This is a genomic window from Rhodococcus sp. 05-2255-3B1 (genome assembly GCF_002258545.1).
Lineage (GTDB): Bacteria > Actinomycetota > Actinomycetes > Mycobacteriales > Mycobacteriaceae > Rhodococcoides.
Genome location: NZ_NOZC01000007.1, coordinates 85,810 through 100,962, shown reverse-complemented (window position 1 = coordinate 100,962; position 15,153 = coordinate 85,810). Strand labels below are relative to the sequence as shown.

General features: G+C 64.2%; 19 protein-coding genes. 11 read left to right on the top strand and 8 right to left on the bottom strand.

Annotated elements, in window-relative coordinates:
- Nucleotides 1-78 precede the first annotated feature (78 nt).
- Complete coding sequence (locus CH249_RS04650) at nucleotides 79-393, top strand: helix-turn-helix transcriptional regulator (RefSeq protein ID WP_032396840.1); 315 nt, start codon at nucleotides 79-81, stop codon at nucleotides 391-393.
- 34 nt (nucleotides 394-427) lie between these two features.
- Nucleotides 428-1,576 carry a macrolide family glycosyltransferase gene (locus tag CH249_RS04645; RefSeq protein ID WP_094682540.1) on the top strand — a complete coding sequence of 383 codons (1,149 nt, stop codon included), beginning with the start codon at nucleotides 428-430 and terminating at the stop codon, nucleotides 1,574-1,576.
- 2 nt (nucleotides 1,577-1,578) lie between these two features.
- On the opposite strand, the gene CH249_RS04640 is transcribed toward CH249_RS04645, so the two are convergent.
- Nucleotides 1,579-1,989, bottom strand: coding sequence for a hypothetical protein (locus CH249_RS04640; RefSeq protein WP_045197561.1), 411 nt, complete (start codon nucleotides 1,987-1,989; stop codon nucleotides 1,579-1,581).
- Here CH249_RS04640 and CH249_RS04635 point away from each other — a divergent pair.
- Entirely contained in the window at nucleotides 1,988-2,824 is an 837-nt protein-coding gene (locus CH249_RS04635; protein WP_094682486.1) for an alpha/beta fold hydrolase, read from the top strand. The two genes, CH249_RS04640 and CH249_RS04635, sit on opposite strands and share 2 nt — an antisense overlap.
- Nucleotides 2,821-3,318 carry an ATPase gene (locus CH249_RS04630; RefSeq protein WP_094682487.1) on the top strand — a complete coding sequence of 166 codons (498 nt, stop codon included), beginning with the start codon at nucleotides 2,821-2,823 and terminating at the stop codon, nucleotides 3,316-3,318. The genes CH249_RS04635 and CH249_RS04630 overlap by 4 nt, the downstream gene beginning before the upstream one ends.
- Before the next feature lie 20 nt (nucleotides 3,319-3,338).
- Here the strand turns inward: CH249_RS04630 and CH249_RS04625 are convergent, their stop codons facing one another.
- On the bottom strand, nucleotides 3,339-3,665 hold the full coding sequence (locus CH249_RS04625; protein WP_032396836.1) for a hypothetical protein: 327 nt from the start codon (nucleotides 3,663-3,665) through the stop codon (nucleotides 3,339-3,341).
- A 29-nt stretch (nucleotides 3,666-3,694) separates the two neighbouring features.
- Between CH249_RS04625 and CH249_RS04620 the strand changes: the two genes are divergently transcribed.
- Entirely contained in the window at nucleotides 3,695-4,444 is a 750-nt protein-coding gene (locus CH249_RS04620; RefSeq protein WP_094682488.1) for an alpha/beta fold hydrolase, read from the top strand.
- On the opposite strand, the gene CH249_RS04615 is transcribed toward CH249_RS04620, so the two are convergent.
- The 4 genes from CH249_RS04615 to CH249_RS04600 all read right to left on the bottom strand — a co-directional run bounded on the left by CH249_RS04615 (nucleotide 4,424) and on the right by CH249_RS04600 (nucleotide 7,519).
- On the bottom strand, nucleotides 4,424-5,176 hold the full coding sequence (locus CH249_RS04615) for an AIM24 family protein (protein WP_045197553.1): 753 nt from the start codon (nucleotides 5,174-5,176) through the stop codon (nucleotides 4,424-4,426). The genes CH249_RS04620 and CH249_RS04615 overlap by 21 nt on opposite strands.
- A gap of 11 nt (nucleotides 5,177-5,187) precedes the next feature.
- Nucleotides 5,188-5,865, bottom strand: a complete 678-nt coding sequence (locus tag CH249_RS04610) for an AIM24 family protein (RefSeq protein ID WP_094682489.1) — start codon at nucleotides 5,863-5,865, stop codon at nucleotides 5,188-5,190.
- A 1-nt stretch (nucleotide 5,866) separates the two neighbouring features.
- On the bottom strand, nucleotides 5,867-6,475 hold the full coding sequence (locus CH249_RS04605) for an AIM24 family protein (protein WP_032396833.1): 609 nt from the start codon (nucleotides 6,473-6,475) through the stop codon (nucleotides 5,867-5,869).
- 66 nt (nucleotides 6,476-6,541) lie between these two features.
- On the bottom strand, nucleotides 6,542-7,519 hold the full coding sequence (locus tag CH249_RS04600) for an LLM class F420-dependent oxidoreductase (protein WP_032397300.1): 978 nt from the start codon (nucleotides 7,517-7,519) through the stop codon (nucleotides 6,542-6,544).
- A 59-nt stretch (nucleotides 7,520-7,578) separates the two neighbouring features.
- On the opposite strand from CH249_RS04600, the gene CH249_RS04595 reads away from it, so the two are divergent.
- On the top strand, nucleotides 7,579-7,959 hold the full coding sequence (locus CH249_RS04595; RefSeq protein WP_094646163.1) for a VOC family protein: 381 nt from the start codon (nucleotides 7,579-7,581) through the stop codon (nucleotides 7,957-7,959).
- A 104-nt stretch (nucleotides 7,960-8,063) separates the two neighbouring features.
- Here the strand turns inward: CH249_RS04595 and CH249_RS04590 are convergent, their stop codons facing one another.
- Nucleotides 8,064-9,173, bottom strand: coding sequence for a S1C family serine protease (locus CH249_RS04590; protein ID WP_094646162.1), 1,110 nt, complete (start codon nucleotides 9,171-9,173; stop codon nucleotides 8,064-8,066).
- 93 nt (nucleotides 9,174-9,266) lie between these two features.
- On the opposite strand from CH249_RS04590, the gene CH249_RS04585 reads away from it, so the two are divergent.
- Entirely contained in the window at nucleotides 9,267-10,100 is an 834-nt protein-coding gene (locus CH249_RS04585; protein ID WP_094646426.1) for a DUF72 domain-containing protein, read from the top strand.
- Nucleotides 10,101-10,141: 41 nt separating this feature from the next.
- Here the strand turns inward: CH249_RS04585 and CH249_RS04580 are convergent, their stop codons facing one another.
- Nucleotides 10,142-10,948 carry an IclR family transcriptional regulator gene (locus tag CH249_RS04580; protein ID WP_094646161.1) on the bottom strand — a complete coding sequence of 269 codons (807 nt, stop codon included), beginning with the start codon at nucleotides 10,946-10,948 and terminating at the stop codon, nucleotides 10,142-10,144.
- Nucleotides 10,949-11,082: 134 nt separating this feature from the next.
- Between CH249_RS04580 and CH249_RS04575 the strand changes: the two genes are divergently transcribed.
- The 4 genes from CH249_RS04575 to CH249_RS04560 are packed head-to-tail and all read left to right on the top strand — an operon-like array spanning nucleotide 11,083 to nucleotide 15,090.
- Nucleotides 11,083-11,958, top strand: coding sequence for an oxaloacetate decarboxylase (locus tag CH249_RS04575; protein ID WP_094646160.1), 876 nt, complete (start codon nucleotides 11,083-11,085; stop codon nucleotides 11,956-11,958).
- A 5-nt stretch (nucleotides 11,959-11,963) separates the two neighbouring features.
- Nucleotides 11,964-13,229 carry an aconitase family protein gene (locus CH249_RS04570; RefSeq protein ID WP_373453502.1) on the top strand — a complete coding sequence of 422 codons (1,266 nt, stop codon included), beginning with the start codon at nucleotides 11,964-11,966 and terminating at the stop codon, nucleotides 13,227-13,229.
- Nucleotides 13,226-13,774 (top strand): 3-isopropylmalate dehydratase, encoded by a 549-nt coding sequence (locus CH249_RS04565; RefSeq protein ID WP_045197542.1) that lies wholly within the window; start codon nucleotides 13,226-13,228, stop codon nucleotides 13,772-13,774. Before CH249_RS04570 ends, CH249_RS04565 begins: the two co-directional genes overlap by 4 nt.
- The gene (locus tag CH249_RS04560) at nucleotides 13,771-15,090 is read left to right on the top strand and encodes an MFS transporter (RefSeq protein ID WP_032396826.1); all 1,320 of its coding nucleotides are present in this window, start codon (nucleotides 13,771-13,773) and stop codon (nucleotides 15,088-15,090) included. Before CH249_RS04565 ends, CH249_RS04560 begins: the two co-directional genes overlap by 4 nt.
- Nucleotides 15,091-15,153 lie beyond the last annotated feature (63 nt).

The following is a 15,153-nucleotide window of genomic DNA, read 5'->3' as shown; positions in this document are numbered from 1 at the left end:
GACGTAGGTACGATGACTTTCGTACTAGAACAGGTTTGAAGGTACGACGCAAGTCGTACCTAGCGAAAGGTGGCGTCGATGGCGGACGAGAACGGGCACCCCGAACCCGACGAGATGCAACTCGGTGCAGTGATGTCTGCACTGGCGGATCCACTGCGCCGCAAGGTGGTCACCGAACTCGTCGGCGACGACGACGGTGCCGAGCGCACCTGCATGTCGTTCGAGCTAGGCGTCACGAAATCGACTCTGACGCATCACTTTCGCGTGCTGCGCGAAGCGGGTCTGGTGTTCCAGGTCGACCGCGGCAACAGTCGCAAGGTGACTCTGCGACGCCAGGAGCTCAACGATCGATTCCCCGGCCTGCTGGATCTGATCGCCAACGAAATCCACTAGCTCGCTGCCCCGAGTGGGCTCTACGGTGGCAATCATGCACATCGCCATGATCGGCACGACTGCCCCCAGTCACATCTACCCATCGCTGGCCGTGATTGCCGAGCTGGTCCGGCGAGGGCATCGCGTCACCTATGCCGTCGGTGACTCTCTGCGGCATGTGGTCGAACCCGCGGGCGTCGAGGTGGTGCCGTTCTCCTCGATACTTCCCGACGGAGAGGGCTCGTGGCCGGACGATCCGGCGGCGGCGATGCAGGTCTTCCTCGACGAGGCCATTGCGTCGTATCCCGTGCTCACCGCGTTCTACGACGACGATCAGCCGGATCTGTTCCTCTACGACATCGGCGGAATGACCGCTCCCGTACTCGGCGTGCGTTACGGCGTTAAGGCCGTACAACTCTCGCCGACCTACGTGGCGTGGGACGGATACGTCGCGGATCTCGGTGATGCGATGACCTCTGTTCGGGAGTCGACAACGGGCGTTGCGTATCGCGACACCTACGCATCGTGGTTGCGAGACAACGACATCGACGCCGATCCCTGGGATTGGATCACCTATCCGACGCACTGCCTGTCACTGATTCCACGAGTGATGCAACCCAACGCGGATCGGGTGGCCGACTCGGTGCAGTTCGTCGGACCGTGCCTGGATCCGGTACGCCTGAACGACCGCAGCTGGACCGCGCCCGAAGGACCGATCCTGTACATCTCCTTCGGTACGGGCTACAACGAGCGACCCGACTTCTACCGACTGTGTATCGAGACCTTCGCGGACAGCGACTGGCACGTGGTGATCTCCATCGGCCGACGCGTCGATCCGGCCGCGCTCGGCGAGATTCCTGCCAATGTGGAACTGCACGAACATCTTCCGCAGCTCGCCGTGCTCGATTCGGCCACGGTGTTCATCACCCACGCCGGCATGGGTGGGTGCACCGAGGCCCTGTGGTTCGGCGTACCGACCGTGGCGGTCCCGCAGGCGGTCGATCAATTCGGCAACGCGGCGATGCTCGCCGAACTCGGCGTCGGCGTACACCTCGAATTCGAGAAGGTGACCGCCGCGAGCCTCGCAGGCGCTGTCGCGGGCGCGCGCGAATTGACCTCGCGCGCAGCCGAGATCAGTGCGGAGGTGCGATCACACGGAGGCGTCGACCAGGCCGCGGATGCGGTAGAGGCCTTCCTCGGCTGACCTCAGTCGAACGCGCTGCCGCTGCCGGGGAACGACGAGGCGGTCTCGACGGTGACCACGGTGGATTCCTGTTGCACCTTGTACGAGGTCCACGGGAGCGGAGTCAAGAATTCGTCGAGCCCGGGGTAGTCGGAGATCCACGCGGTTGTGGTCTCGCCCTCGGTGGACGTGCAGGATGCGAGGGCGACATACGAGCCCGCCGGAACATCGGCGATCGTCTGAACCGTCGTGCCCGGCTGAGTGTCCCCGTTGGTGTACAGCGACTGACCGTTTCCGATCACCTCGCCGACCGGAGGCAGTATGCCGTTCGGGGCGGGAGCCAAGGATGTTCCGCAACCGATCACCGTGCCCGATGTGTTGGTGATCGATCGGTACCGATGAGATTCGGGCCCGGGAGTGGTCTGTCTTTGCATGAACACATTCACAATCGATGTTCCCGGGGCAACCGTCACCTACGACGTTCATGGAGACCTGTCTGCCGGTTCGGTTCCACTGGTGTTGATCGGGTCGCCGATGGATGCCGGGGGCTTCGCCGCTCTCGCCGCGCAGTTCCAGGATCGAACGGTGGTGACGTACGACCCGCGCAACACCGGTCGAAGCACTCGGGACGATCCTACGTCGGCGGTGACACCGGCGCAGCACGCCGACGATCTCCACGTCCTTCTGCAGAACCTGGGAGTGGGGCCGGTCGATATGTTCGCCTCCAGCGGAGGGGCGGTCAACGCACTTGCCCTGGTCGCGCGCTACCCGAGAGATCTGCGCACGTTGGTAGCGCACGAACCGCCTGCGGGAGGAGCACTTCCGGACCACGATGCACTGCACGCGGTGTGTACGAGGATCGTCGCCACCTACGATGCCTCCGGCATCGGACCGGCGATGGCCCAGTTCATCGCACTGGTGATGCACCGAGGAGAACTGGATTCGCAGTACCTCGAGCGCCCCGCGCCCGATCCGTCGGAGTTCGGGTTGCCCACCCAGGACGACGGCCACCGTACCGACCCGCTCATGGCGAACATGCGCGGCGGGGTCGTGAATTTCGTGCCCGACGTCGACACTGTGAAGGCCGCGAACACCCGCGTCGTCATCGCGGTCGGTGCGGAATCGAACGAGGAGATCGCTGCTCGCGCCGCCTACGCCGTCGCGGCACTCCTCGGCACCGAAGCGGCGGTGCTTCCTGGCGACCACTCCGCCTTCACGGGTGAGAATCCCGCCGAATTCGCGAGGGCGTTGCGCGAGGTGCTCGCATGAACGCGGTCCGGGAGCGTCTTGTCGTGAGCCGAACGATGGCCGCGAGCCCCGCCGAGATCTTTGCCGTGCTGACCGACCCCAACCGACATCAGGACACCGAACCGGGCGACTGGGTGCGGTCGGCGGTGGATGCCGATCGCATCACGGCAATGGGACAAATTTTCGCGGTCAACATGTTTCACGAGATTGCGGGTGGCCACTACGTGGTGCACAACCTGGTGATCGCGTACGTGCAGGATCGAACCATCGCGTGGTTGCCGGGAGCGCGGAGGGAGGATGGGTCCGTCGACCATGGCGGGTGGTGGTGGCGCTACGACCTGGCGGCGGTGGCCGAAGGAACGACGGTGACTCTCACCTACGACTGGACCGACACCCCGGAGGCCGTCCGAGCCCATGTCGGTGGACTGCCGGCGGTACCAGCCGAGTTCCTCGAAGCGTCGTTGGCTTCGCTGGAGTCGAGCCTGCGTGAATCGGGTGCAGCCAGCCGCGCCTAGCGCGGCCCGATGCACCCGATTCAGTCCTCGAGAACGCTGACGCTCACGCCGTACGGCAGGAATCGGACGCGTCGACGCGGGTCGGTGTTGTCCTTGTGTGCACGGAGGGCATCGAGTTCGGTGGCGTAGAGCTGATCGATCTGCGGTGAGCCGGCGTCGTCGACGCTGTAGATCGCCCAGACTCCGTCACCTTTCTGACCTGTGGTTTCGGGCTCCGGCGGAGCTTTGGGTGCCCCGGTGCCGGAGGCGAACAGCGAGCCGACCACCTCACGCAGGCCCTCGGTTGCCTCACGGGCGAACTTGTCGAAGTCGTCGGATCCGAATCCGAAGGGTCCTTGGTTGGCCATGGCTGTACCTCCTCAGGTGATACTCCAGTATGCGCGTTTTTCCCGAACAGCCGCCGAGCGTCCGAACGTTCACCTTGCCGGGCAGCACCGATCCGGCCATGGTGTTCCTGCACGGGCTCGGCTCGGCGGGCGTCCCGGCGTTCGGGGCGATCGCCGCGGACATTGCTTTCGAGGGCAGGGAACGGGTACTGCCGGATCTGCTCGGGTTCGGATTCAGCGACCGTCCGCACGACATCGGCTACTCTCTCGACGACCATTCTGCTGCCGTTGCCGGCCTGCTCGATCAGCGGAATCTGACCTCGGTCGACCTCGTCGGCCACAGCCTGGGTGGATCGATCGCCACCGTGCTCGCGTACCGGAGGCCGGATCTGGTGGGCCGACTGATCGTGCTCGAACCCAATCTGCTGCCGTGGGACGGCACCGCGAGCGTGGAGATCGCCAGGCAGTCGGAGAGCGAGTTCGTCGACACCGGTGTGGCCGAGCTGATCGCCGACGCCGATCCGGAGTGGGCGTCCACCCTGCGCGTTGCCGATCCGGTCGCCCTTCACCGCACTGCGGTCGGGCTGTGTGTGGGACCGGAGCCGACGATTCGGTCCATGCTCGAGTCGGCAACTGTCCCCAGGGTATTCGTGTACGGAGATCGCACAGGCCCGCCGAGTCGGGAGGCCGAACTGATCAGCGCTGGAGTCGAGGTCGTACGAGTCGCCGATGCCGGGCACGTCATGATGGCCGACAACCCTGCCGGTGTGGTCGAGGTACTACGCGCCGCCCTGCTGTAGTCGTGCTCCGATCGAGTTGTGCAGAGATCTCAGGGAGTTCTGGCCGAGCGAGACCGTCTGCGACTCGACGTACCGCAACAGATGTGAATCGTCGAGAACCTTCTCGCTCGATTGGATCAGCACCGTGCCGGCACCGGTGAAGTCGAACTGGCGCTCCTCGCCGCTGTTGGCACCGAGAAATCCACGCGCCGCGCCGAGGAAGTTCTGCATCCAGTCGGCGTCGAAGTGATGCGAGGGTGACGGGCAATCAGCCCATCCCACAAGCGCTTCCGGGTCGATGCGCAGCGGCGGCTCGGCGAACATGACGGTGCCGTTGGACGAGGCCAGGAACTTGCCGGTTCCGAGCAGAGTGAGAAATCCCGGGACGATGGACTGCTTGAGATCCAGAGTCGGCTCGAACGCAAGGAGATTCGACGCCCGGATGGTGAGGTTGCCGTCGTCGAGGTCGTAGCTGTTGATGTTGAATCCGCGGTCGCCGAGGATGAGCTTGCCCTGGCCCTGCGCCAGTACCCAGTCGTTCGAGTACAGCGGAGACGAGAACCGTGCCGCGACGATGGCGGGCATGGAGGTCTGCCCGAGCGGCTCGAAGCGAACGTTGCCGTAGTAGGCGATCATCGCGCCCTTCGAGGTGAACCACGGCTGGCCTGCCAGTTCGACGCAGAACGCGTAGTCGTTGCCGGGGACGTTGTCGTTGACCGGCAGCGTGTACGGGGTGTGGATGTCGAGACCCATGAGATTGCTCCTCAGAACTTCTGCTCGGACGCCTGCACCCACACGGTGCCCATACCGGTCATCTTCAGCTGAATCGCCTCACCGCTGCCCTTGCCGACGGCGTCTCGCCACCCGACGTTCGCCGAGATGTCGATTTTGATGTTGCCGATGTGGCAGACGTACGCCTGCGGATCCACTACGACCTGAGGGTGATTCGGTCCGACCTGCAGCGGAGTCGCGCCGCCGTGCGAGAGAACCGCGACGCTGCCCTGACCGGTCAGTTGGGTCGTGAACAAACCCTGCCCGGTCATCGCGCCGCGCACCGCTCCGCGAACACCTCCCTGTGAGGTCAGGGCCACGATGGAACTCTGAAGGTAGCCGTCGTGCACCAGAAGTCGATCGGCTTCGACGGTGAGCATCGAGGACCCGTCGAGATGGATCACCTCGATGTACAGCCCGGCGTGGCCGTAGAAGACCTCACCCTGACCCTCGGCGGCCATCATCGCCACGTGCTCGCCTGCCATCATCCGGCCTGCCATCCCCGCCATGCCGCCCATGCCCGGCATGGCTCCGGCCGAACCGCCCATCGAGTGCGGAACGAACCGTACGTCGCCGGTGTAGTAGAGCATCGATCCACGACGCGCGAGCACGCTCTGATTGGGTGCCAGAACGGATTTCACGACTTTGCTGTTGACGAGTTCGAGCGGCACGTCAGCGCTCCTCGGGTTGGATGTAGACGACGCCCTGGCCGTCGAAACGGAGGGAGAACGCCTCGCCGCTGCCGCCGCCGATGGCGGAGCGCCACGTGACGTCGGTGACGAAGCTCTGATTCAGTTGGCCGCGGTGGGCAACGAACGCGTCGGGATCGACGACCAAGGGATACTGGGGGTCGACGGCGAGGGCGATGATCGGCCCACCCTTCGACAGCAATGCCACCGTTCCCGATCCGCTGACGACGGTGGTGAACAAACCTTGCCCCGACGATGCACCGCGAAGGCCGGAGAACTTGACGTCGGTGCGCAGTTGCCCTGTGAGAGCGAGCAACTGGGAGGATTCGACGTGGAGGTTGTCGCCCTGGACCTCGACGAGAGTGATGTCCTGAGCGTCGACGGCGAAGTAGACGGTGCCCTTGCCCGACACGTCCATCAGCGACAGCGACTCGCCGGTCACCTTCTGTTTGAGTGCGGCGCGAAATCCGCCGCCGCCGCCCATGCCTGCGTTCTTGAAGGTGACGTCACCCTCGTACGCCACCATGGAACCCGACATCGCGCGCAGGGAATCGCCGGTCAGGTCGGCGACCAAGACACGGTGCCCGTTCATCCTCAGCTGAGCCACGGGGGAACTATGCCACTGCACGCGCCCCCGCGGCTACCGCTGGAGAAAAATCTAGACGAGCGGCTTCAGGGCCTTACCTGCCAGTTCGACGGCTCCCGGCTGGTGTCCGTTGGTGATCAGGTTGATGATGATGCCGTCGATGCCGTGATCGAGCACGCGCTTCTGCACCTGCTCGGCTACGTCGTCGGGGGTTCCGCAGAAGTGGCGATCGGTGGCCTTCGCCGCGTCCTCCTCCGACAGGTTCGTCAGGTCGAGGCCCTGCTTCAGCACGAACTCGCGCTGCAGTTCCTTGGCCTTGTCGCCGTCCTCGTCGACGATGACGAACGCGAGGAAGCTCGTTTCGAGGTCCTTCGGGTCGCGGTCGACCTCCTCGCAGCGCGCTTGGACGGCAGCGATCTTGCGGGGCAATTCGTTTGCGTCGCAGATGATGTTGAGATGGTCGGCGAATTGTGCGGCCAGTCCGAACGTCTTCTTCTCGCCGCCGCCACCGAGCATGATCGGCAGATCGTCGCGGATGCGAGGCTCGTTGATCGCGTCCTCGACCTGGTACCAGAGGCCGTCGAACGTGGGGCGCTGGCCGCGAAGCATCGGCTCGATGATCTGCAGCGCCTCGTCGAGTCGCTCGAAACGGTCGGTGAAGGTGCCGAACTCGAGTCCGAAGCTCTGGTGCTCGAGCTCGTACCAGCCGGCACCGATACCGAGGATCGCGCGACCGCCACTGACGACATCCAGTGTGGTGACGGTCTTGGCCAGGATCGCGGGATTGCGATAAGTATTTCCGGTGACCAGCGCGGAGAGCTGGATGGTGTCGGTGGCCGTCGCGAGCGCGGACAGCGCGGAGTAGGCCTCGAGCATCGGCTCGTCGGGCTTGCCGATTCCGGGAAGTTGGTAGAAGTGATCCATCACGAATGCGGTGTCGAACCCGGCCGCTTCGGCCTCGCGCGCCTGCGCGATGACCTGGGGAAAGAGCTCTGCGACCGAACCGTCGTAGCTGAAGTTGGGCATCTGGTAACCGAGGCGAATAGTCACGAGATCCACGCTACTCGGATATCGGCCCCTGGCACGCGTGAGAGCGCGATAATTCGACGATGACAATCTTGGAACTGACCAGGCAGCCGTTCTCCGGGTTCTCGGTCGACGACCTACAGGCGGCGCGCGCGTTCTACGGCGAGACCCTCGGACTGACGGTCACCGAGAACGAGATGGGCATGCTCGAGCTGCACCTCGCCGCCGGGGCGATCGTGCTGATCTATCCACGTCCCGGGCACGTGCCCGCTCGGTACACGATTCTGAACTTCCCGGTTGCCGACATCGACAGTGCGGTCGACACACTGATCGCCAAAGGGATTGTGTTCGAGCAGTATCCGGACATGGGCACCGACGAGAAAGGAATCTTTCGACACGGCGGCCCGCTCATCGCATGGTTCACCGACCCGGCGGGCAATGTGTTGTCGGTGCTGCAGGGCTGAACTCAGGCTGTCGGGAGTGGAGCCTGCGGAACGACTTCAGGCTGTCGGGAGTGGAGCCTGCGGAACGACCTCACGCCGTCGGGAGTGGAGCCTGCGGAACGACCTCACGCCGTCGGCAATCCGGCGTCGAGAGTGACTGTGCCGGAGCTGGTCACACCCGCATCGTCGACCCATTCGACGACGGCGGAATCGCCCGGGCGTCGTCCGATGAGTGCCTGCGACAGGTCCGACGAGGATTCGATCTGCGTGCCGTCGAACGTCACGATCACGTCCGCGGCGGACAACCCCAGGGACTCGGCCGGGGAATCGGAGGTCACCGAGACGACGGCCGCTCCGATCGCCGGCCTGTTCTCGAAGACCGACACATCGCGTACCGAGACACCGAAGTACGGTGTGGGGCCTACGTGGACCGTGCCGCCCGATTGCCCGGCGAGTACCTGATCGAGTACCGAGACCGCCTCGGCGATGGGGACGGCATACGCCTCGGGTGCCTGTGGGGGCGAGAATTCGGTGCCGTTGCGGGCCTCGTCGGACAACCCGGCGGTGTTCACGCCCACCACACGGCCCCAGGCGTCGAACAGAGGCCCACCCGAATCCCCCGCTCGCACATCGGCATCGACGCGAATCATCCGCTCCAACGTATTTCGTGACCCGTCCACCGAACTGCGCGTACGCACCTGCTGATCGAGGGCGGTCACCGCCCCCGGCGCAGGCACCAATACCCCTGCACCCGAGGCATTCCCGACGGCTGTCACCGCATCACCCACCTCGGGAAGTGGGTCCGGGGCAAGCTCGACCACCGGCAGGTCGGCCGCGGTGATCAACTGCACGACCGCCACGTCACGGGACTTGTCGTAACCCAGCACGGTGGCGTCGTAGATCAGTCCGTTGCCCATGTGCACTGCGCTGATCTCGGTGGCGTTCTCGACGACGTGGAAGTTGGTGACCACGATTCCATCCGGCGCGACGACGAAGCCGGTGCCCGCGACCCCGGTGAAGCCGGCCGATGCCGACAGTGTGACAACGGTGGGATCGACCCGAGCCGAGAGCTCGTCGAGCGTCAGCGGCGGCGGTTCGACGGCGGGAGCAGCCGGCGCGATGGGCTCCGGCGTGGCCACGAAGTCTGTGGTTCCCGGATCGAGTTGCGGCGTCGCGAAGAGCCACACGCCGGCAGCGACCAGCGTCAGCACCACCGCTCGTCCACCCGACCGCATAGGAACCGATTATGGTCCGACGGTGATGGTGGTGCCAGCTGGTTGCAGCCGATTGCGCCGAACGTCTGGGAACTGCCCGTCTACAGTCTGCTCATGCCCGCGTCGCATCGACCTCGAGTTCTGATCGGTATCTCCGGGTGGACGTACGCGCCGTGGCGAGGTGATTTCTATCCGGCGGGCTTGGCCCATCGCAAGGAGCTCGGGTACGCGTCGGAGAAACTGTCGTCGATCGAGATCAACGGCACCTTCTATGCGATGCAGAAGCCGTCGAGCTTCACCAAATGGCACGACGAGACCCCGGACGACTTCGTGTTCTCGATCAAAGGCGGTCGCTACGTCACCCATATCAAACGGCTCGTCGGGGTCGAGGCAGCGCTCGCGAACTTCTTCGCCACCGGCGTGTTGACGCTGGGCGACAAGCTCGGACCGTTCCTGTGGCAGTTGCCACCGAACCTCGAATTCGACGCGCAGAAGGTGGCGGATTTCTTCGCCGTGTTGCCCCGAACAGTTTCTGCTGCAGTCACTCTGGCCCATTCTCGCGACGACAAACTCGCCGAGGATCGAGTGTTGCTGCCTCCGCCATCGTCTCGGCCGCTTCGGCACTGCGTGGAAGCTCGGCATCAGAGTTTCGCCACCGATGAAGCCGTGGAGTTGTTGCGAGAGAACGATATTGCGTTCGTCGTCGCCGATACTGCAGGTAAGTATCCGTACGTCGACACTCCGACGGCCGATTTCATGTACGCCCGCCTGCACGGCGACCAGGAGCTGTACGCCAGCGGCTACACCGATGACGCTCTCGACCGATGGGCGGCGAAGATCTCGGACTGGACGGCCACGGGCCGAGACGTCCACGTGTATTTCGACAACGACATCAAGGGACACGCACCCTTCGACGCCATGAGACTGATCGAGCGAATCGGTAGATGAGTATTCGGCTCTCTAGCTGATCGGGTAGATGTACGAATAACTCAATGTTCTCGTCCTGGCGCAGGTAGCGCTTCTGCCACACGGGACAAGCTCTGTGCGGAGGCCAGAACCGTCGCCACCTTCTCTCGCAGGGCATCGCCCTCGAAGGTCTCCGCTCGGCCGCCCACACTGATCGATGCAACGACCGCACCGTTTCGTCCGAGGATCGGTGCTCCGACGGCCGCGACACCGGTGAGGTAATCCGAGTTGCTCAGTGCGTACCCCTGAGACCGGATCTGTTCGAGACGGGTGAGCAACTCTTCCGGCGCGGTCGGTGTTCGATCCGTGAACGCAGGTAGGTCATCGGCGAGCCACCGGTCGCGTATCCGGGCGGAGAACGCCAGCATGGCCATCGGGCCTGCAGTGGCGTGATACGGCAGTACCGAACCGATCGAAATGCCCGCAACCACCAGGGGATTGCTTCCTTCGTGGCGATCGATGCAGACGGCTCCCTCGTCCGCTGGGACCATGAGATATGCAGTGTCGCCGAACTTTTCGGCAATCTCCGACAGGTATGGTTGCGCCGCACCGCGGATGTCGAGTTGGGTCAGTGCCGACGACCCGATCTCGAACACGGGCATGGCGATTCGATACGAGCCTTCGGCCGTTCGATCCACCCAACCGGCATGGATCAGCGTGGTCATCAGTCTGTGCACGGTCGTCTTGTTCATTCGACTTGCAGTCGTCAGGTCGTTGAGCGTCCACACCGGATGCGTCGTATCGAAGTGATCGAGCAATGTGCAGGCTTTGACGACGGCACCGACTATGTCGCGGCCGGCGTGGGTATCGGACTCGGTGGGAACGTCCACGTGTTGTTCCTTCCGGTCGGCTGAAGCGTCGACGCCATCCTACGAAGCGATCGGAACCGGTGAGTGCACCGACCGGTGTTGACTTGTGATCCGAGCCACTCTAAATTCGGAATACGTTCCGCATTACGAAATGGATGGTGCTCATGACCGCGACACTCAGAGATCTGACCGAACAGGGCCTGGTGTACGCCCCGGGCGTATGGGACGGACTGACGGCAAAGCTGGCCGAACAAGCCGGGTTCTCGGCCCTGTGTGCCTCCGGCTTCGCCGTGTCGGCCGCACTCGGACTCCCCGACGCCGAGCTGTACACGATGACCGAGAACCTCCAGGCGGTACGCACCATCGGCGAGGCGTCGTCACTACCGTTGGTCGCGGATATCGATACCGGCTACGGAAACGCCGTCAACGCGGCGCGGACCGCAGGTCGATTCGCCGTCGCAGGTGTGCAGGGCGTCTTCATGGAAGATCAGCTCTCGCCCAAGAAGTGCCCCATCTGCGTGGGCGAGCCCGTGGACCTCATCAGCATCGAGGAAGCGTCGGGAAAGGTCAGAGCAGTGCGGGATTCGCTGCCGGACCACGTCCTGATGATTGCCCGCACCGATGCGCGTGGCGACGACGCGATCCGACGCGCGACCGCATACGTCGACGCCGGTGCCGACATGATCATGCCGGTCACGAAGACCTTCGAGACCGCCGACGAGTGGGCTCGCTGTCACGACGCCGTCGGTGTCCCACTGATGGCGACATTGACCGCGTCTACGTGGACCGAGCGCGAGTTCACCCCGGAGGTGTTGCAGCAGATCGGCGTTCGACTCGCTCTACTGCCGACCCAGGTGCTGATGGCTGCCACCGGAGCTGCTCGTGAGGCTCTGCGCCGACTCGCACGCGGAGAAGCCCCGGCGGAGGTGAGTGCCGACGCGCTGCAGCACCACGAGTTCGTCGATCTCATCGGTTTTCCGGAAGTCGAAGCAGCGCAACGCAAGTACCTTCCCGCCGACTCGAAGGTGTGATCGGTATGAGTTCCGACGCACTGACGATGGTCGAGAAGATCCTCGGCCGAACCTGTGATGCCGATGTGGTGCACGCCGGAGAGAATCATGCCGTGCGACCCGCACGGATGATCGCCTACGACTTCCCGGGCTACACCGACGTGATGTTCCGGCAGATGCGCGAGGACTTCGGCATCACCGAACTCGACGACCCGGCGCGATACGTCGTCTTCATCGACCACATGCTCACCAAGAAGAACGCCAAAGAACAAGAGGTGCACCAGATCACGCGAGATTGGTGCGAGTTCTACGGCATCGAACTGCACGAGGGTCGCGGCATCGGTCATCAACTCACCGCCGAACTCGGACTCGCAACGCCAGGAGACTTTCTCGTCCACTTCGACGGGCACATCAGCGGAATCGGTGCGTTCGGTGCACTCGGTTGGGGCATCCGGCGCGATCTGATCGAGGCCTGGGTGACAGGACAGCTGTACGTCGACATCCCGGCCACCACCCGGTTCGACCTCGTGGGTGAGTTCGGCCCCGGCGTCGACAGTCGCGATCTCGTCCACACGATCATCGACCTGGTCGGTGCGGACGGGTGCGCCCACCAGGTCATGGAGTTCGGTGGTCCCGGAGCGCGGTCGATGAAGATCGACCACCGCCAGGGACTGTGCGGGATGGCGATGTTCACCGGAGCGGTCTCGGCGATCTTCGAACCCGACGAGCTGTCGCTCGCCTACGCCCACGACGTCGCCCGGCGCGCGTTCAGCCCCGTGCTCCCCGACGAGGGCGCCACCTACGCGGCCCGCCACACCATCGACCTGTCCACCATCGTTCCGCAAGTGGTGCAGCCCGGCTCGGCCCGTGCCGCCAACACGCATACCGCCGCCGATCTGGCCGGAATACCGATCACGAAGGCGTTCATCGGGTCCTGTGCCAGCGGCCGCATCGAAGACTTGCGCGCGGCGGCTCTGGTGCTCGACGGGCGGACGGTCGCACCCGGGGTCGAGTTGAACGTGGTGCCGACCTCGCAGAAGGTGCACGATCAAGCCGAAAGCGAAGGGCTGCTGGACATCCTGCGTTCGGCGGGCGCGCATATCGCGGTGTCGAGCTGCGACTTCTGCTTCGGATACCAGAAGCCCCTCGCGGCCGGCGAGAACTGCATTTCCACCGGGGTGCTGAACATCTCAGGGCGAATGGGTAGCTCCGACGCCAACATCTACATGGGTTCACCCTTCACAGTCGCGGCCAGCGCCCTCGCCGGGACGATCGCGCAGGTGGGGTCATGAGCGCATACCCGCCCCCGCCCGACGTCATCGACGGCGCAGTCGCGTGGATATTCGGCGACGACTTCGACATCGATCTGGTGGTGGGTGTCGCGAACATCAAGTCCTACGACCCCGATCACCTCAGATCGGTCTGCATGGCGGCGTACGACCCGGATTTCGTCGATCGAGTTCGCCCCGGAGACATCATCGTCGGTGGGCGGAACTTCGGCTACGGACATCCGCACTATCCGCCGATGGTGGCGTTGCGCAACCTGGGCATCAGTGCCGTTGTGGCGGAATCGTTCTCGCCCGGATTCTGGCGCGGCGAGACCTTCAACGGTATGCCCCTGATCACCGTCCCCGGAATATCGGACGCGGTGGCCGTCGGTGACGTAGTCGGACTCGACTGGCGTCGGGCCGAGGTGTCGAAGGCGGACGGCACCACGATCACCGGTCATCCACCCAATGCCCGCACCGTCGCCGTCATCGAAGCAGGAGGGTCGTACGAACTGCTTCTCTCCGAACACCGAAGCAAGCAACCACTCACAGAAGGATCAGCGCGATGACGAACACCGAACACTCCCGCGCAGGAGTCGCACCGCCCAAGGCGGACACCACGACCGCGCGCCGAGCTGCGCTCGCCGGAGGTGTCGGCACGCTCATCGAGTATTACGACTTCGCGGTCTACGGCTTCCTCGCCGTCGTCATCGCACCGCTGTTCTTCCCATCCACCAGCCCCGGCGTATCGATACTGGCGACCTTGGCGGTCTTCGGCGTCGCCTACGTCGCCCGTCCGCTCGGCGGAATCTTCTTCGGAAGACTCGGAGACCGTAAGGGTCGTCGGCACGCCCTCGTCATCACCGTGGTGTGCATGGGCGTCGCCTGCGGCATTCTCGGCCTGCTGCCGACGCACTCGAGCGTCGGCGTGCTGGCCCCGGTTCTGCTGGTCATCGTCCGGCTCGCCCAGGGATTCTCGGCGGGCGGTGAGATCGGCGGTGCCGCAACCTACATCGCCGAATCGGCACCGCCGAACCGTCGTGGATTCTTCGGTTCGTTCACGCCGGTGGGATCGACACTCGGCTTCGCCGTCGCTGCCGCCGTCGTCGGGGTCGTCGCTCTGATCACGACCGACGAACAAATGTCGTCCTGGGGATGGCGCATCCCGTTTCTGCTTGCTCTGCCCCTGGCGTTCGTGTGTCTCCGTGTCCGGCTGAAGCTGGAGGACAGCCCGGAGTTCGAGGAAATGGCAGCCAAGAACGAGGTAGCCAAGAGCCCGTTGAGTGACGTGGTGAGGAAGCAACCGTGGTCGGTGCTCCGCGTCGTCGGCATCGCGATCGCGATGAACGGATCCGGATACATCGGACTGACCTACTTCAGCGTGTACCTGATCAACGACCTCGGGTTCTCGAAGGACTCGGTGTACTGGACATCGGCGGTGGCAATTGCGTTGGCCTGCGCCACTTTTCCGTTGAGTGGGATGCTGACCGACAGATTCGGCCGCAAACCGGTACTGCTGTTCGGCTATGTGGCCTACGTGATCATCGCGCTACCGGTCTTCATGATTCTCGGTGCCACGTCGAGCATTTTGATCGTCGGCGTTGTCTACTTCGTCTACATGGTGCTCAATGGCGTCGTACAGGTTCCGGCGTTCCCGCTGTTCACCGAACTGTTCCCGCGATCGGTTCGCTACACCGGAGTGTCGTTGGGCTTCAACATCGGAACGATCGCCGCAGGCGGAACTGCTCCGTACGTCGCCGCACAGTTGGTCGAATCGACCGGCAACGCCATGTCACCGGCGTACTGGGTGATGGGCGTGTGCGCCATCGGTGTTGCGACGGTGCTGACCATCAAGGAGACCGGCCACAGCACGCTCCCCGTGTAGCTGGAGCTGCTCTGCTGTCAGCAGCGATCCCATCAGGCTGGTCGACGGCAGCGCGGACCGGAT